3 protein-coding genes and 1 pseudogene are annotated in these 19,675 nt (G+C 64.7%); 2 read left to right on the top strand and 2 right to left on the bottom strand.

Features of this window, described 5'->3' with window-relative positions; all coding sequences use genetic code 11:
• Positions 1-279 precede the first annotated feature (279 nt).
• Both JOE46_RS14310 and JOE46_RS14305 read left to right on the top strand, forming a co-directional pair.
• Positions 280-9,816 (top strand): annotated as a pseudogene (locus JOE46_RS14310) (type I polyketide synthase); the annotation flags it as partial.
• Between the two features lie 33 nt (positions 9,817-9,849).
• Positions 9,850-11,256 (top strand): cytochrome P450, encoded by a 1,407-nt coding sequence (locus tag JOE46_RS14305; protein ID WP_307861288.1) that lies wholly within the window; start codon positions 9,850-9,852, stop codon positions 11,254-11,256.
• Positions 11,257-11,355: 99 nt separating this feature from the next.
• Here JOE46_RS14305 and JOE46_RS14300 read toward each other — a convergent pair whose 3' ends face one another.
• Entirely contained in the window at positions 11,356-12,918 is a 1,563-nt protein-coding gene (locus JOE46_RS14300; RefSeq protein ID WP_245221048.1) for an NAD(P)/FAD-dependent oxidoreductase, read from the bottom strand.
• 10 nt (positions 12,919-12,928) lie between these two features.
• Positions 12,929-19,153, bottom strand: coding sequence for a type I polyketide synthase (locus JOE46_RS14295; RefSeq protein WP_209927639.1), 6,225 nt, complete (start codon positions 19,151-19,153; stop codon positions 12,929-12,931).
• Between the last annotated feature and the right edge of the window lie 522 nt (positions 19,154-19,675).

The raw sequence follows: 19,675 nt of genomic DNA, 5'->3' as shown, positions 1-19,675 counted from the left end.
AGACATGATGCCTACGCCCGTCGTTGTGAATGCAGTGTCGACCTTTTGGTGGCGACCGCTCAGCACGAAATGTGGCCGGCTCGTCAGCCGAATCTGAGTTCATCGGCCTACTCCTCGGCAAACACCTAGGAATTAGGGCCTGGATCCGTACGACCACACATCGCAAACCAACTTCACTCGACTCAATAGGGGATTGGTATGACTCGGCTGTATCCAGGGCGCGCTGAGCTTCTCAACGATGAGCCTGAGCGGACGCAACCGATCGATGGACAGGTCATGAGCCAGCCGATTGCGATAGTGGGTACCGGCTGCCGGTTTCCAGGCGGTGTGGAGTCGTCCGAAGACCTGTGGCAGTTGGTAATTGACGGTCGTGATGGTTTGACAGATTTTCCGACAGACCGCGGCTGGGACCTGGAACACCTGTACGACCCAGAGCCGGGTGTGCCAGGCAAGTCCTATGTGCGCGTGGGCGGATTCCTCCATCAATCATCCGAGTTCGACGCCGAGTTCTTCGGGATCAGTCCGCGCGAGGCGTTGGCGATGGACCCTCAGCAGCGAGTACTGCTGGAAACCGCATGGGAGGCGCTGGAATCAGCGGGCATCGACCCATCGGCACTACGCGGAAGCGACACCGGAGTGTTCTGCGGGGTGATGCACAACGACTACGGCGCCGGCGCCGGCGCCGGCGGGCAGGTTCCCGTCGACGTCGAGGGCTATCGATTGACCGGCGGTTCATCCAGTGTGGTGTCGGGTCGGGTGTCGTATGTGCTGGGGTTGGAAGGGCCCGCGGTATCGGTGGACACTTCGGCCTCGTCATCGCTGGTGGCGCTGCATCTGGCAGTCCAGGCGTTGCGGTCGGGGGAGTGTGCGCTGGCGCTGGCCGGTGGTGTGACGGTGATGTCCACACCCGCGACGTTCGTCGAGTTTTCCCGGCAGCGGGGGCTCGCTGTCGATGGTCGGTGTAAGCCGTTCGCCGAAGCCGCCGACGGAACGGCGTGGGGTGAGGGCTCGGGTGTGCTTGTGCTGGAACGGTTGTCGGATGCCCAACGCTACGGGCATCAGGTGTTGGCGGTGGTGCGGGGTAGCGCGGTCAATCAGGATGGTGCGTCCAATGGGTTGACCGCGCCGAACGGGCGCTCCCAGCAGCGGGTGATTCGGCGGGCGTTGGCCAATGCCGGGGTGTCCGCGGCCGAGGTCGATGTAGTCGAGGCGCACGGCACCGGCACCACGCTGGGTGATCCGATCGAGGCGCAGGCGTTGCTGGCCACCTACGGGCAGGACCGGCCGCAGGATCGGCCCTTGTGGCTGGGCTCGGTCAAATCCAATATCGGGCACACCCAGGCGGCTGCCGGTATGGCCGGGGTGATCAAGATGGTGCACGCGCTCCGTCGAGGAATTCTGCCCAAGACGCTGCACGTGGATACGCCGTCCACAAATGTGGATTGGAATGCCGGGCGGGTGGAACTGCTCACCGAGCAACGCGACTGGCCGATGGTCGATCGGCCGCGTCGTGCTGCGGTGTCGGGGTTCGGTGTCAGTGGTACCAATGCCCACGTCATTCTCGAGCAGGCACCGGAGTCGGTGGCCGAACCGGTGACCGACCCGGTGACCGGTGGGGACGGGTCGGTGCTGTGGGTGGTGTCGGGTCGGACGCAGGAAGCGTTGGCGGGGCAGGCGGATCGGTTGTCGCGTTATCTGCTCGAGCGTCCTGATGTGGACCCGGTGGATGTGGCGGCGACCTTGGCGGGTCGGTCGCGGTTCGAGCAGCGTGCGGTGGTCGTGGGCGGCGACCGAGCGGCGTTGTTGGGGGGCTTGGCGGCGGTGGCCCAAGGGTTGGCTGGTGATGGTGTGGTGTCGGGGACCGCACGGGCACATGGCAAGACGGTGTTGGTGTTTCCGGGTCAGGGTGCGCAGTGGTTGGGGATGGGGCGGGGATTGTCGGCTCAGTTTCCGGTGTTCGCGCAGAAGATGGCCGAGTGCGATCGGGCGTTCGCTCCTTTGGTGGAGTGGTCGTTGCTGGATGTGCTTGCCACCGACGATGCGGGGTGGCTCGAACACGTGGAGATCGTGCAGCCGGTGCTGTTCGCGGTGATGGTGTCGCTGGCGGAGTTGTGGCGTTCGGTCGGCGTCATACCCGATGCGGTGGTGGGTCATTCGCAGGGAGAGATCGCCGCGGCTCATGTCGCGGGCGGCTTGTTGCTCGAGGATGCCGCCCGGATCGTGATCCGGCGGTCGGCGGCGTTGGCGGTGTTGGCGGGTCAGGGCGCGATGGCGTCGGTGTTCGCGTCGCGGGAGCGGGTCGAGGAGCTGCTCGAGGGGTTCGATGGGTTGACGGTGGCGGTGGTCAATGGCCCTGGGTCGACGGTGGTTTCCGGTGCGAGCGGGCCGTTGGAGTCGCTGTTGGGTGAGTGTGAGCGTCGTGGTATTCGTGCCCGGCGGGTGGCGGTGGACTACGCCTCGCATTCGCCCCAGATCGACCAGCTCCGTGATCACCTGATGCAGACACTGACCACAGACCGGACACCACCACTCGAGACCGGATCGTCGCGGGCGGCGTTCTACTCGACTGTCACCGGCACGGTTCTTGATCCGGCCGGGTTGGATGCGGACTATTGGTACCGGAATCTGCGGGACACGGTGTGTTTCGAGCAGGCGGTGCAGGCGTTGCGCGGGGACGGGTACACCGTGTTCGTCGAGGCGAGCCCGCACCCGTTGCTGGGTGTCGACATCGAACAGATCTGTGAGGCTTCGTCTTCCGACGATGGCCGGGACCCGGTGATCGTGGGTTCGTTGCAACGCGACCAGGACACTGTTCTCGCGTTCACCCGCTCGATGGCTCACTTGGATGTGGCGGGTGTGGGCGTGGTGTGGGACGCGGTGTCGGGGGGTCGTGGGCGGCGTGTGGAGTTGCCGGGTTACGCGTTCCAGCGTCGCCGGTATTGGTTGAGTTCGTCGGGGGTCGGCGATGCGGAGTCGTCGGGGTTGTCAGAGGTCGCCCATCCGCAGGTCCGTGGCGTCGGGGGAGTTGTGGGAGGTCTGCGGCAGCGGTTGGCGGGACTGACCGACGCCGAACGAAAAACGTTGGTGCTAGACACTGTTCGCGGTCAAGTCGCCGCCGTGCTGGGCCACGACAGCGGCGCGGCCATCGACGCCGGCCGCAATTTTCGGGATCTGGGCTTCGACTCGCTCACCGCGGTCGAGGCACGCAACCGGCTGAACACCGTCACCGGCTTGGGGTTGCCCGCGTCCCTGGTCTTCGACTATCCGACACCGGACGCGGTGACCGCGCACATCCTCACCCAGCTCACCGACACCGATGTCGCTACGGCATGGGAATCGGTGTCGGTGGTGTCGTCGTCGGAGCCGGTGGCGATCGTGGGCGTGGGGTGTCGGTTTCCGGGTGGGGTGACTTCCGCGGAAGAGTTGTGGCAGTTAGTGGTTGACGGGCGTGATGTGATCTCGGAATTCCCGACGGACCGCGGATGGGGCGGGGTGTTCGATCCGGTGCCGGGTGTGGCGGGCAAGTCGTACGCGAATGCGGGCGGATTCCTTTATGACGCGGCCGAGTTCGACGCCGGGTTCTTCGGGATCAGTCCGCGTGAGGCGATCGGGATGGACCCCCAGCAGCGGATCCTGCTGGAAACTGTATGGGAGGCAATCGAACACGCCGGTATCCGGCCTGCGACGCTGCGGGGCAGCGATACCGGCGTGTACGTCGGTGTGATCGACCAGTCCTACGGTGCCGGTGCCGGCGCCGGTGATGGTGACGGGGTCGGGGATGGCGGGTTCACCGGTGTGACAGCGAGTGTGGTGTCGGGTCGGGTGTCGTATGTGTTGGGGTTGGAAGGCCCGGCAGTATCGGTGGATACGGCGTGTTCGGCGGGTTTGGTGGCCTTGCATCAGGCGGCGGCGGCGTTGCGGTCGGGAGAGTGCTCGCTGGCGCTGGCGGGTGGTGTGACGGTGATGGCGACGGCGGGAATGTTCGTCGAGTTTTCGCGGCAGCGGGGGTTGGCGCCGGATGGGCGGTGTAAGCCGTTCGCGGAGGCGGCTGACGGGACGGCGTGGGGTGAGGGCTCGGGTGTGCTGGTGCTGGAGCGGTTGTCCGATGCGCAACGCAACGGGCATCAGGTGTTGGCGGTGGTGCGGGGTAGCGCGGTCAATCAGGATGGTGCGTCCAACGGTTTGACCGCGCCGAACGGGCCTTCGCAGCAGCGGGTGATTCGGCGTGCGTTGGCCAATGCCGGAGTGTCTGCGGCCGAGATCGATGTGGTGGAGGCGCACGGCACCGGCACCACGTTGGGTGATCCGATCGAGGCGCAGGCGTTGCTGGCGACTTATGGTCAGCGTGATCGTGATTCGGAACCGGTGTGGTTGGGTTCGGTGAAGTCCAATATCGGGCACACCCAGGCGGCTGCCGGTGTGGCCGGGGTGATCAAGATGGTGCAGGCCCTGCGCCACGGGGTGCTGCCCAAGACTCTGCACGTGGACGCACCGTCCTCGCATGTGGATTGGACTGCGGGACACGCTGAGCTGCTGAGTCGGGCACGGGACTGGCCGGAGGCCGATCGTCCGCGACGGGCCGCGGTATCGGCGTTCGGTATCAGCGGCACCAATGCCCACGTGATCCTCGAACAGGCACCGGTGAGCGAGCCGGCACCGCAACGACGGACACCGATCGATGGGTCGGCGCCGGTGGCGTGGGTGGTGTCGGCGCGGACCCGGGATGGGTTGGCGGAGCAGGCGGCTCGGTTGTCGACCTATCTGGGGCAGCGTCCGGATGTGGATGCGACGGATGTGGCCGCGACGTTGTCCGGACGGTCGCGATTCGATCATCGTGCGGTGATCGTCGCCGGGGATCGGGCGCAGTTGCTGGGCGGGCTCGACGCGGTGGCACGGGGGCTACCCGCCGGCGCCGCCGATGCTGGTGCGGTGGTGTCGGGGGTTGTCGGTAGACACGGTAAGACGGTGTTGGTGTTCCCGGGTCAGGGTGCACAGTGGCTAGGGATGGGGCGGGAGTTGCTGGTTTCCTCGCCGGTGTTCGTGCAGGCCATGACCGAGTGTGATCGGGTGTTCTCCACGTTGGTGGACTGGTCGCTGCTCGAGGTGCTCGACGGCGGCGAAGGTGCGCCCTCGATGGAGCGTGTCGAGGTTGTGCAGCCGGTGTTGTTCGCGGTGATGGTGTCGCTTGCGCAGCTGTGGCGTTCGGTCGGTGTGGAACCCGATGCCGTGGTGGGTCATTCCCAAGGAGAGATCGCCGCAGCCCATGTGGCCGGTGTGTTGTCGCTCGAGGATGCCGCCCGGATCGTGATCCTGCGCTCGGCGGCGTTGACGGCGTTGGCCGGTCAGGGCGCGATGGTGTCGGTCGGGCTCTCGGTCGAGCAGGCGGAGCGACTGCTCGAGAGGTTCGACGGGTTGGCGGTGGCTGTGGTCAACGGCCCGGGATCGACAGTGGTGTCCGGTGACATCGGGCAGATGGAGTTGTTCCTGACCGAGTGTGAGCGACTCGATGTTCGCGCCCGTCGGATCGCGGTGGATTACGCCTCGCATTCTCCCCAGGTCGAACAACTTCGCGATCACCTGCTCGACGCACTCACCGAAATCCAGCCGCGTTCAAAAGATTCCACCGGTCCGAGGGGTTCGTCGGGGGTAGTGTTCTATTCCACCGTCACCGGCACGATCCTGGACCCGACCGAATTGGATGCCGGGTACTGGTTTCGCAATCTGCGGGAAACGGTGCGTTTCGAGCAGACCGTGCGGGCATTGCACCGCGACGGATACGGCGTGTTCGTCGAGGCGAGCCCACACCCGCTGCTGACCGTCGATATCGAACAGATCTGTGAGGCAGCAGATCCCGGCAGCAGCATTCCCCCGAACAGTGATGACCCGGTGATCGTGGGTTCGCTGGTGCGCGGCGAGGACTGCGCGATCGCGTTCACGCGTTCGATGGCCCGGTTGGATGTGTCGGGTGTGGATGTGGTGTGGGATGCGGTGCGTCAGGGCCGTGGTCGTCGAATCGAGTTGCCAACGTACGCGTTTCAGCGTCGCCGCTATTGGTTGACCTCGACCGGGGCCGGTGACGCGGTGTCGCTGGGGTTGACCGGGGCCGGGCATCCGCTATTGGGTGCGGTGATGGCGTCCGCGGACACGGGTGCAGTGGTGTTGACTGGTCGGTTGTCGTTGGCGTCGCAGCCGTGGCTGGTCGACCACGCGGTCGGTGGGGTGGTGTTGTTCCCCGGTACCGGGTTCGTGGAGTTGGCGATGCGGGCCGGGGAGGAAGTCGGCTGCCCGGTGTTGCGGGACCTGACAGTGACGACCCCGTTGGTGTTGACCGCCGAGACCGGGGTGCAGCTGCAGGTCGTGGTTGATGGGCACGATGGGCAGGAGCAGGGTGTTTGGCGGGTGACGGTGTATTCCTGTGCTGCCGGGGAACCGCAGGCGGGGTGGGTCACTCATGCCGAGGGAATGCTCGCGGGACAGGGTATCGATTTCGCGAATTCGGTTGCCGCCGGCACGGTGTCGGAGGGCTTGGCGGTGTGGCCGCCCCGCGGCGCGGCGGCAGTGGCGGTGGACGATCTGTATTCGGTGTTGGCCGATCTCGGATATGACTACGGTCCGACTTTCCAGGGGTTGCGATCGCTGTGGCGTCGTGGTGAGGAGATGTTCGTCGAGGCTTCATTGCCGGATTCGGTGAGTGATGCGTCGGGGTTCGGGCTGCATCCGGCGCTGTTGGATTCGGTGCTGCATGCCACGGTGATGGCTACCGATGCCGGTGGCGAGGTGATGTTGCCGTTCGCGTGGTCGGAGGTGTCGCTGCACGCGGTCGGCGCGTCGGTGGTGCGGGCCCGGATCCGGCCGACCGATTCCGGTACCGGCGCGGTGGCGATCGAGGTTGCCGACATCACCGGGCAGTCGGTGTTGACGATTGGGTCGTTGACCTTGCGGCCGATGTCGCCGGGACAATTGGGCGCCGCGAGCACGCGTGAGCGGTTGTGCGCGGTGCAGTGGACACCGGCGCCGACTCCGCTCCTGAGTTCGGGCTCGGTGCCGGAGTCTCGGGTGTTCACCACGGTCGAGGAATTCTTGGCGTGGACGCGCGACGATACTGCGGCGGTGCCGCCGGTGGTGGTGCTGGACCGGCGCGAGATCGGCGGCACCGCTGAGGATGTGCCGCGGCGGGTGCATCGGGCGACCGGTGAGGTTCTGGTCGGGTTGCAGGCCTGGCTGGGTGAATCGCGGTTCGCCGGGAGCATGCTGGTGGTGTCGACCTGCGGGGCTGTCGCACGCGAGGGTGAGCAGATCGTTGATCTAGCCGGTGCCGCGGTCTGGGGTTTGGTGCGTTCGGCGCAGTCGGAGGACCCGGGCAGGGTCGTGCTGGTCGACACCGATCACCCCGTCGACATACCGGGGGCGACTCTGGCCGAGGTGATGGCCTGTGGTGAACCCCAGGTGATGGTCCGCGGCGAGGTGCTGCACTTGGCCCGACTGACCCGGCTGACCGATTCGCTGGGTCTGGTTGTGCCCGAGTCGGTGTCGTGGCGACTGGAGGCCTGTGACGACACTGTCGACGGGCTCCGGCTAAACCCGTGCGGTGCTGCGGATCAACCATTGGGGCAGGGTCAGGTCCGTGTCGCGGTGCGGGCCGGTGGTCTGAACTTCAGAGACGTTCTCATCTGCCTGGGTACGGTGGCCGCGCAGAACACCCTGATGGGCATGGAAGTTGCCGGGGTGGTCGTCGAGGTCGGCTCGGAGGTGGAGGGCTTTGCCCTCGGAGACCGGGTGATGGGGCTGATCGAAGATGGTCTGGGTCCTTTGGTCGTGACGGATCAGCGATTGATCGTCCACATGCCCGAGGGGTGGTCGTTCGTCGACGCGGCCACGGTTCCGATTGTCTTCCTCACCGCCTATTACGGGCTCCGCGATTTGGCTCGGGCCCAGCCGGGAGAGACCTTGCTGGTGCACGCGGCTGCCGGCGGGGTGGGTATGGCGGCTACCCAGCTGGCCCGATACTGGGGAATCGAGGTATACGGGACCGCGAGCCAGGGTAAGTGGGACACCTTGGCTTCCATGGGGTTCGATGAGCAGCACATCGGTGATTCCCGGTCTCTGCAGTTCGGGGAACAGTTCATGACGGCCACGGGTGGTCGTGGTGTGGACATCGTCTTGGACTCGCTAGCCGGGGAATTCGTCGATACGTCTTTGCGGCTGTTGCCGCGTGGTGGTCGTTTCTTGGAGATGGGCAAAACCGACATACGCGTTAGCGGAGATATCGCCGCCCGCTATCCGGGAGTGGACTACCGTGCGTTCGATGTGTGGCATGCCGGGGCGGATCGGATCGCGGAGATGCTGGCCGATCTCAAGGCGATGTTCGACAAGCAACTGATCGTTCCACTGCCCGTCAAGACATATGACATTCGGCGTGCGCGTGATGCGTTCCGATACTTCAGTCAGGCACGTCATATCGGAAAGATCGCCTTGTCCATCCCAGCGGGTTCCGGTGGTGTGGATTCGGGTGTGGTGTCCGCGGTGTCGGCGGGCACGGTGTTGATCACCGGTGGCACCGGTGGGCTGGGGTCGATGCTGGCGCGGCATCTGGTGACCGATTACGGGGTGCGGTCGTTGGTGCTGGCCAGTCGCCGTGGCCCTGCGGCGTCGGGGGCAGCGGACTTGGTCACGGAGTTGACCGGGTTGGGTGCCCGGGTGCGGATCGTGGCGTGCGATGTCTCCGATCGCGGTGAGGTCGTGGAGTTGCTGGCCGCGGTACCCCAGGACGCGCCGTTGACCGGCGTCGTCCATACCGCGGGTGTGCTCGACGACGGAGTGGTGGTGTCGTTGAGCCCGGATCGGGTGGATGCGGTGTTGGCGGCCAAGGCGGATGCGGCGTGGCATCTGCATGAGTTGACCCGTGAGTTGGATCTGGCGTTGTTCGTGTTGTATTCCTCGGTCGCGGGTGTGTTCGGCACCCCGGGGCAGGGCAACTATGCGGCCGCGAACGCGTTCCTCGACGGGTTGGCCGAGTCTCGCCGTGGCGAGGGTCGGACGGCGGTGTCGATCGCGTGGGGTTTGTGGGCCGCGGGCACCGAGATGACCGGGCACCTCGGCGAGGCCGACACCACACGCCTGGGGCGGGGTGGAGTGGTGGCGATGTCGGACGAGCAGGGTTTGGCGTTGTTCGACGCCGCTGTGGCGCAACATCGCGCGGGTGTGGTCGCTGCCCGCGTGGACACAGCCTCGCTGGCTTCCGGTGCGCGCGCGGGCACTCTGGCTCCATTGCTCGAGGGCTTGCTGCCGGGAGTCCGTCGCGTCACCGGAGTTATGACGGGTCTGCGGCAGCAGTTGGCGGGACTGACCGAGGCCGAGCGAAAGGCGTTGGTGCTGGAAACTGTTCGCGGTCAGGTCGCCGCCGTGCTGGGCCACGACAGCGGCGCGGCCATCGATGCCGGCCGTAGCTTCCGGGATCTGGGCTTCGACTCGCTGACCGCGGTCGAGGCACGCAACCGGCTGAACACCGTCACCGGCTTGCGGTTGCCCGCGTCCCTGGTCTTCGACTATCCGACACCGGACGCGGTGACCGCGCACATCTTCACCCAGCTCACCGACACCGATGTCTCCGACTCTTTTTCGCGCCTGGAGAAAGAGGTAATGGATATGATCGCCGACAATAGATTGACCAATGAGTTCTACTCGAAGTTGTTGAACTTGACGCGAATCGCCAGTCGGGCGAATGAATCTCGGGATGCATCCCAGTCAGAAGACATCATGGCCATGAGTGATCAAACGTTACTTGATCTGCTAGAGGACGAATTCGGTATCTCGTAACTTCGCGAACACCGTTGATGTTCAGTCGATTTCATGCATTCAGTCCCGAAGGATGAGCACATGACACCTCCCCTGATTCGTCGAGACCTTCCACACCCCCCTGGGCGCGTGCCCCTCTTGGGTGATATCACCCATATCGATCGTTATCGTCCCATTCAGAATGAAGTGGCCCTGTCCGCATCGCTCGGCCCCCTTTTCGAACGGAGAGTCCTCGGCCTGCATTTTGTCTACGTGACAGGTGCTCGGCTCGCGGCACAGTGTTCGGATGAACAGCATTGGGAGCGTGCACTGTACGGGCCTGTGCTCGAGTTCCAACGGTTCATGCCGGACGCTCTGTTCGTAGTAGATTCCGACAATCCGTTGTGGGGCCAGGCGCGCCGCATTCTCACTCCGGCATTCGCGCAGAAGGCAATGCTCAGCTATCACCAGGCCATGCAGTCGGTTGCCGATGATCTCGTCGCGGAATGGTCCGCCGGTGACGGCGTGATCGACACGCACTCGGCCATGACGCGGGCCGCGGGGGAAGTCATCGGCCGGGCCGGATTCACCAGGGATCTCGGGCTTTTCCATGATGCGCCCGACAGCGCCGATTCTGTGGCGTTCATCGATTCTCTCGCGGACCTGCTGCGAATGGCGTCAGACGCCGGCCTTGCCCTGCCTGTCATCGGCCCACTCCGACGGCGGCTACTCGAACCCGGTGTGCGCCGCAATGTCGAGGTGATACATAACTTTTCCGACAGAATCATCGCCGAGCGACAAGCTCACCCGACCGATGATGAGGATCTACTCAACCTCATGCTCACGGCCATCGACCCGGAAACCGACCAACGGTTGCCGTCGGACAACGTGCGCGAGCAAGTGCTGACCTTCATGGCGGGAGGCTACGAAACCACAGCCGCACTGCTCGAGTCGACACTGCACTACATCGCCGCTGACCAAGAGCTACAAGAACAACTCCGCGCCGAGGTTTCGGCACGCGGCGGGTTCGACTACAAAGCAATAACCGGGATGCGCCTGATCCGACAGGCTCTCAACGAGTGCCTGCGATTATGGCCGCCGGCACCGGGATACTTCCGGAGAGCCCGGACCGACCAGAACCTCGGTGGGTACTTGATCCCTGCCGGGCAAATGGTTTTCGTCCTCGCCCTGGCCGCACATCGCGACAGGGGCGTCTGGGGTCCCGACGCCGACAGCTTCGATCCGTCTCGCTTCGAACCCGACCGTTTGCGCAGCCATCCTGACCGGTTCTTCGAGCCGTGGGGCACCGGGCCGCGGAGCTGCATCGGCCGTCAGTTCGCACTCCATGAAGCCACGTTGCTGATCGCCCGCATTCTGTCCGCATTCGAATTGAGCACAGACGGCACACCTCTGGTCATGAGGGAACGTGGGACGCTGCGCCCCGAGCCATATCAGCTGAGGGTCGTACCCCGAGCCAACTGATGAGGCCAACTGGCCCGCACCGGAATCCGTGCCGCAGACTTCCGACACGATCCCGGTGCGGGACCCAACGACGACTAGTCGGCACGCCTCAGATACTGATCATGGTAGACCGGGTGCGTCCACACGCCGATCCGGAAGCTGATACTCCGTGTCGAAGTGATAGTCGGTGAACGGGTAGTGCCTGCCACGCCAACGCGTTTCGAGGGCTCCGGCGGGCCGGAAATACGGCGTGTCACCGTGCGAGTTGCGGTAGTAGGTCGGAACACCCTGCGTCTCGATGTAGTGCCGAAGGACCTGACCGCGCCTGCAGGTCTCGGCATGGTAAGCGGCGTGGGCCTGTTCGCTCACCTCGACAGTCGACGCCTGCCGGCGTCGCGCCTCCGCTATCGCTCGAATAGCGTGTGATGCAGTCGTTTCCACCATCCCGTGCCATCCGATATCGGACAACGAGTACGGTCCGACCAGCATCCAGCGGTTCGGCAGGCCGGCTATGGCCACACCCTCGTAGGCCTGTACTCCATTGGCGTGGAAGAACTGACCGAGATCGAATCCGTCCCGCCCGACAACGGTGCCTTCGGTGTAGCTTTCCGGCTCGGTGTGCATCTCGTAGCCGGTTGCCAGCAGGATGACGTCATATTGATGCTCGGTGCCATCGCTGGTCCGGATGCCCTGCTCGGTGAACCGCTCGATGTCGTCGGTGACCAGGCGAACATTGTCGCGATTGAACACCGCCGGATACCCGGTTGACAGGGTGAGTCGCTTCGCCATGGGTCCGTACCCGGGTGTCAGTGCGGCGGCCGTTGCGGGGTCATCGATGACCCGTCGGAGATACGCTCGGTAAACCCGCTTGGTGAAGGCATCGAATGCGGCCATCAACGGTTTCGCCACTGTCAAGGGCAGATACGTAGCCAGTCTGGCGATGGGTTCCAACCCCAGCAATATTATCCCGGACTGGGCCGCTGCCACGCCTGGCACCCGCAAGGCGGCTTGGAACCAGCGCGGGACCCGGTAGTTGGGTTTGGGTAAGCACCACGCAGGCGTCCGCTGGTAGACATCAAGGTGACCTACCTCAGGCGCGATCGCGGGCGTGATTTGCACGGAACTCGCGCCGGTACCGACCACAGCCACGCGCTTACCCGTCATGTCGAGTGCATGGTCCCAGGTGGCCGGGCTTTGCACCCTACCGGCGAAGTCATCGAGACCCTTTATGCCACTTTCGACTTTGGGTCGCAGAAAGGCGCCGACCGCGCTGATCACGAACCTGGCCGTAATGATCTCGTTGTCAGCGGTGTGCAACGCCCATCGGCGGTGTGTCTCGTCCCAGACTTCGCGGACGATCTCGGTGTGGAACCGTAGATGCCGATAGAGACCGTAGCGGCGGGCGACGTCCTGGTGATACGCCTTGACCTCGGCACCTGTCGGGAATGCCGTTGGCCAATCGGCCTTGCGAGCGAACGAGTACTGGTAGATGAACCCGGGTACGTCCACACTGATCCCCGGGTAGGTATTTTCACGCCAACTGCCGCCGACCTCGCCCGCGCGCTCCAGGATGGTGAACTCTTCGATCCCCGCGCGTTTGAGCAGCGCACCTGCCGCGATACCGCCGGGACCCGCCCCGATCACCACGATCTCGTGATCGGGTTGCGATGTCATAGTGCTCATTTCGTCTCCCTCACTGAATAGGTCGGCTGCCGGCGGTCAGCTGCGTGAGCCATTGGTCTATGAGCTGTGCCGTTACTTGGACCTCGGCGCCGCACAGGGCAACGTGATCCGCGTCCACGGTGTGAACCGTCTGCGCGGTTGACCACTCTTCTATCGGCCACTCGTTGAGGCTCTGATCCAAAGGCGACAATCGCGTGAACTTGACGAAAAGCGTCGTACATTCAAGAGGCTTGTGCTCGATCTGCATCACCAGGTCGAACCACCAACCGAATGCGGTCAATCGTGCGTTGGTCAGGCCGGCGAGGTCGGGGCTCGTCGCGTCCATCTCGAGCATGTGGTTCCCGCGGCCGTTCAGTTGGCACTCATTCGCCTCGCGGCCGATAAAGCCGTCAAGGATGACCAGGCCCTGCAGCCGGGTATCTCCCTGCTCCAATAGACGAGCCGTCGCCGCGTGGGCGATGTTTCCCCCTGCTGAGTAGCCGCCCAGCACGAATTCGTCCTGGCCCACCGTATCGAGGACCGTCGTGACAATGCTGTCGATAGCGGCATCGAGCGAGGCGGGGAGCGGCTCGTCCGGGTCGTATCCCGACAGCGGGATAGCCGAGACACGGCGGTGACCGCCCAAATGGGCGGCAAGCTGCGTGTACTGATTGGATCCGCCGAGGAATTCCGGGGGATTGATGAATACCAAGTGTGGCAGGGCATCCCCGCCACTGATTCCGATACCGCTCGGCATTCCCCCGGAGAAGTGGTCGAACCGCGGACGGAGTTTCGCTGCTGCTCGCAAGAGTGCCACACCGTGTGTGAACCTATTGTCCGCGATCGCCTGCCGGATGACACCGACCAAAGTCTCTTCGGGAGCGGCGGCTTCTGCCGCCGGAAGATCGGTAGATTCGCGAGCTGCATCCGACGGCCGCATCGGCGCTGCCACGGTCTCCCCATGGGATCCGAGCAGTTCGTGAAGAATGTGTCGGGCGAGGGTGACCGGTGTGGGGTGGTCGAAGATCAGGGTCGCGGGCAGTCGCAGTCCCGTGATCGTATTGAGTCGGTTACGGGCCTCGACCGCGGCCAGCGAATCAAAACCCAACTCTCGGAAGTTGCGAGCCGGATCGATCGCGTCGCGACCATCATGGCCGAGCACAACCGCCATCTGGTCTCGCACCACGCCCAGCAGCATCGGCAGTCGCTCGGCATCCGCCAGCACTGAAATCCGCTCTCGCAGAACCGCCTCACGGTCCCGCGACAGCTCCAGCGCCGAACGACGTCGTGCACTCGATACCAGTCCCCGCAGCAGCGGGATCAATGTCCCAGCCCTGACCTGCGCATCCAGCACCACATGATCCAGCGGTGCGGCAACCACCGCGGCACGGTCCTGGGCGATCGCCGTGTCGAACATTGCCAGACCTTGCTCAGTCGAGATAGGTGACAGCCCAACACGACCCAACCGAGCGGTGTCGGTATCAGCGAGATGCCCGGTCATCCCGGTATTGGAAGCCCAAAACCCCCACGCGATCGAAGTCGCGGCCAGCCCACTCGCACGCCGATGCTCGGCCAACCCATCCAGGAACACATTCGCGGCTGCGTAATTGCCCTGCCCTGCATTGCCCAGCACACCCGCCGCCGACGAGTAGAGCACGAACATCCCCAAATCCAGACGGCTCGTGGCCTCGTGCAGATACCAGGCGGCATCAGCCTTCGCCGCCAGCACCGCGTCCATCCGGTCCGGTGTCAGTGACGCGATCACACCGTCATCGAGCACAGCGGCCGCATGCACCACACCCGTCAACGGGAACTGCTCAGGCACCGCCGCCAACAACTCGGCCACCCCATCGCGAGTCGCGACATCACAAGCCACAATCCGCACCCGAGCACCCAGCTCGCCCAACTCCGACACCAACAGCGACGCTCCCGGCGCAGCCGCACCACGACGACTCGCCAACACCAGCGACCGCACCCCATGGTGTGTCACCAGATGCCGCGCCAACACCGCACCCAAACCACCCGTACCGCCTGTGACGAGCACCGTCCCAGCCGACGCCACGCCACCCGCGCCCGAACCCGGCGCGGCCGGAACAGGTAGCCGGGTCAATCGGGCTACATGCACGACACCGGCACGGATCACAACCTGGGGCTCGCCCGAAACGATCACCGCCGCCAGCCCTTCGGCGGCCAGCTCGTCAGTGTCGGTGTCGACCAGGACGATTCGGCCCGGAGCCTCCGACTGAGCCGAACGCACCAGACCCCAGACCGCCGATCCTGCCAAATCGGTGACATCGTGCCCAGCCTGGCCGACCGCACCACGAGTGACCACAACCAGGGTGCTCGCCGCACACCGCAACCCACCCAGCCAGGCCTGCAGCACGCTCAACATCTCATGCGTCGCATCGCGGACACGGCTCGGAACATCCGCGTCTGCGCCGGCACCGACCGCGCCACGGTCGAATACGACCACCGCAGGTACGGTCACATCCTGGTTCTGCACCCAGCTACCGAAAACCTCGCCACCGGTAAAGGTTTCGGCATCGACAGGCGAGATGACCTGCGCCGCTGAGGGCGCCCACTGCACTCCGTGCAACACGTTCCGCACCGAGACGGCGTCCAGCTCTGCGGAAGATACCTCCTGCACAGTCAAGGACCGCGTCGTGAGCACCATCCGGCCGACCGCATCGGCGACCTGGATCGATACTGCATCGATATCGCCGGGTACCGGAGTGATACGCGCCCGCAGCAGCGATGCTCCGGTCGCGTGCAAAGTCACCCCCTGCCAGCAGAATGGCAACTTCACTCGCCCGGGATCGGGATCGGGATCGGGATCGGGATCGACATCGACGAGCCGTCCGTGCAGCATCGACTCCAGCAAGGCCGGATGCACCCCGAACCGCGACACATCGGTCATCGACTCGGGCAGCTCGACCTCCACGAAAAGTTCAGCGCCACACCGCCATGCCGATCGCAACCCCTGGAACGCCGGTCCACACTCGTCACCGGCAACAGCCAACCGGTCATACAGACCACCCACAGGCACGGCGACCGCACCATCGGGCGGCCACACTGCCAACCCCGCATCCAGTTCCGGCACACCTTCGATACCCAACACACCCTGTGCGTGCAGAACCCACATGCCGTCGGCGGCCTCGGCACGGGAATACACCGACACCGACCGGCAGCCGAGCTCGTCGGCACCGTCCACCACTACCTGCAACTGCATCCCGACCTCGTCGGGCAGCACAAGAGGCTTCATCAAGGTCAGCTCCTGCAGCAGTGCACACCCCACTTCCGCTGCCGCACGCAACACCAACTCCATGAAAGCGGTCCCCGGTAACAGCACAAACCCACCTACGGCACGATCGGCCAGCCACGGATGAGTCGCCAGGCCGACTCGGCCGGTCAGTACGACACCGTCCCCGTCCGGGGAAACCACCACCGCCCCCAACAACGGATGACCAGCCGCCGATAACCCCAACGACGACGCATCCCCACCACTCGAGACTCCATCCAACCAATACCTGCGCCGCTGAAACGCGTACGTCGGCAAAGACACCCCGCCCACATGAGCAGGTCCCAACAGTGCCGCCCAATCCACCCCAACACCCGACACCTCCAACTGCGCCGCCGACAGTAGGAAAGCGTCCATGCCCCCTTCGTCACGTCGCAGTGAACCCAGCACGGTCACCGGATCGGCACCCACCTGAAGATCACAAATTTGCTCGATACCGACCGTGAGCAGAGGATGCGGACTGACCTCGACGAAGACGTTGTACCCGTCCTCCATCAGGGCCTGAGCCGCTTGTTGGAAACACACTGGTTCCCGCAGATTCCGGAACCAGTAGTCCGCATCCAACTCGGTGCCGTCCAGTACACCACCGGTCACGCTGGACCAGAACGCCACCTGTGACGATCTGGGCGCAAGTTCGGCCAGCACCTTCAGCAGCGGTTCGCGGAGCACATCGACCTGCGGCGAATGTGAGCCGTAGTCCACCGAGATCCGGCGTGCGTGAACGTTGTCGCGTGCGCAGGCTTCCAGGAAATCCTCGAGCTGCACTGCCACACCGGACACCACCGTTGCCTGCGGGCCGTTCACCGCAGCCACTGACAATTCGTCGTATCCGGCCAGCAGCGTGGTGACCTGGTCGACAGGCAAGGACACCGTCACCATCCCGCCCCGCTCAGTCAAAGCGATCAAGGCGGCCGACCGCAGGACCACTACCCGAGCGGCATCCTCGAGGGACAAGGCCCCGGCCACACACGCCGCAGCAATCTCGCCTTGGGAATGACCCACTACCGCGTCCGGAACGACACCGACCGAGCGCCACAGCTCGGCCAACGAGACCATCATCGCGAACAGCACCGGCTGAACCACGTCGACGCGCTCCAGCGACGGCGCTCCTTCCGCGCCCGCGAGCACGTCGAACAACGACCAATCCACCAGCGGCGAAAACGCAGCATCACACTCGGCCATCTTCCGAGCGAACACCGGCGAACAGTCCAGTAGCTCTACTCCCATGCCCAGCCATTGAGCACCCTGACCAGGGAATACCAGCACAGTTCTGCGTGGCGCTCCAGCCACGCCGGTCACCACGCCAGGCCTCGGAGTCTGTTCCGACAGCGCAGTCAGCCCCGCAAGCAACTCGTCACGATCCGCACCTACCACCACCGCACGGTGGTCGAACCGCGACCGCTGAGACACCAACGACCGCGCCACGTCCTGCACGTTCATCAACGGGTCACCGGCCACGAAATCCCGCAGATTCCGCACCTGCCCCGCCAACGCCTCCGGCGTCCGACCCGACACCACCCACGCCACCGGTCCGTCCCCACCGACACCGGTCACGGGATCGGTCACCGATTCCGGTGCCTGTTCGAGGATGACATGGGCATTGGTACCGCTGATCCCGAACGCCGACACCGCAGCACGACGCGGCCGATCGACAACCGGCCAATCCCGCGCCGCGGTCAACAACCCCGCATGCCCCGACGTCCAATCCACATGCGTGGACGGCTCATCCACATGCAACGTCTTGGGCAACACTCCATGACGCAGCGCCTGCACCATCTTGATCACCCCGGCCACACCGGCAGCCGCCTGGGTGTGCCCGATATTGGATTTGACCGAACCCAGCCACAACGGCCGATCCTCCGGCCGGTCCTGCCCGTAGGTGGCCAGCAACGCCTGCGCCTCGATCGGATCACCCAACGTGGTGCCGGTGCCGTGAGCCTCCACCACATCAACCTCAGCCGCGGACACTCCCGCATTGGCCAACGCCCGCCGAATCACCCGCTGCTGCGAAGGACCGTTCGGCGCAGTCAACCCATTCGACGCACCATCCTGATTCACCGCCGAACCACGCACCACCGCCAACACCTGATGCCCGTTGCGTTGGGCATCCGACAACCGCTCCAACACCAACACACCCGAGCCCTCACCGAACGCGGTCCCGTCGGCAGCATCGGCGAACGGTTTACACCGACCATCCGGCGCCAACCCCCCCTGCCGGGAAAACTCCACAAACGTTCCCGGGGTTGTCATCACCGTCACCCCACCCGCCAACGCCAGCGAACACTCACCCGAACGCAACGCCGCCACCGCCTGATGCAACGCCACCAGACCAGACGAACACGCCGTATCCACCGACACCGCAGGGCCTTCCAACCCCAGCACATACGACACCCGACCCGACACCACGCTGGGCGAAGAGCCGGTCAATCGATACCCCTCCACGCCATGATCAGCCCCGACTCCGGGTATCCCGCCATAGGTCTGTCCGAGGACACCAACGAACACGCCAGTATCACTGCCACGCAACGAATCCGGCTTGATGCCCGCCCGCTCCAACGCCTCCCATGCCGTCTCCAGCAGCAACCGCTGCTGAGGATCCATCGCAATCGCCTCGCGCGGACTGATCCCGAAGAACCCGGCGTCGAACTCGGCCGCGTCGTACAGGAATCCGCCCTTGTTCGTGTAGGACTTACCCGCAACACCGGGCTCCGGAGATAACAAACCCGACTGATCCCACCCACGATCAGACGGCCACGCCGACACCGCATCACGACCCTCGACAACCAGGCGCCACAGATCATCCGGCGACCCCACGCCTCCCGGAAAACGACACCCCATACCAACGATCGCTACCGGCTCCGAGGCCGACTGCGTCAGCTCCCGCAGCTTGGCCCTGCTTTCCTGAAGCTCGGCTGTGACCCGTCGTAGGAGATGTTGCAGCTTCTGCTGATCGACCATTTTCGGAACCTCTATTCCAAAGAACAAGAACCCAATCCAGGCAAAGACTCAGGCATACCGAACTCGTCGTTCAACAAAGCGGCGAACGCATCCTCTGCCGTCGACTGGAGATATGCCGATCGCGCCGAATTCGACTAGGCAATGAATCTGCTCGAGATCGGCGATCATAGTCGCCGAAGTGTCATCTGGTGTAGCTGAAGATCCGCGAGATCGGTTCGAGTTCAACAGTATCTGTCGTGAGGGTCACGTCAGCTGACTTCAGCCTGCGCTCGGCTGCGTGAGCCATTGGTCTGCCGGCCGTGCCGTCACTTGCGCACACCGCCAGGCGCCACCGACGTCTGCGGAAAGTCGATTGCCATCGCTCGGCATTGCCGTCGCCCGGTCCATCCGCCCCACCCCCATGAGCTAACTCGCAAAGTGCGTGTCAGCATCACGCAAGAACACGTTCTAGTCAAGCGATGGACGACGCCAGTTCCTCATGGCATGCTGGCGACATGGCAGGCCGGCGACGCCGTGGTGCAG

The sequence above is a fragment of the Rhodococcus sp. PvR099 genome, assembly GCF_017833315.1.
Lineage (GTDB): Bacteria > Actinomycetota > Actinomycetes > Mycobacteriales > Mycobacteriaceae > Rhodococcus_G > Rhodococcus_G oryzae.
Note: the sequence above shows the minus strand (reverse complement) of the source record. Positions and strands in the feature narration are given on the sequence as shown.

Excerpts from the sequence above, each read along its gene's own strand:
- JOE46_RS14305 (WP_307861288.1), top strand. The coding sequence starts at position 9,850 with ATGCATTCAGTCCCGAAGGATGAGCACATGACACCTCCCCTGATTCGT.
- JOE46_RS14300 (WP_245221048.1), bottom strand. The coding sequence starts at position 12,918 with ATGAGCACTATGACATCGCAACCCGATCACGAGATCGTGGTGATCGGG.
- JOE46_RS14295 (WP_209927639.1), bottom strand. The coding sequence starts at position 19,153 with ATGGTCGATCAGCAGAAGCTGCAACATCTCCTACGACGGGTCACAGCC.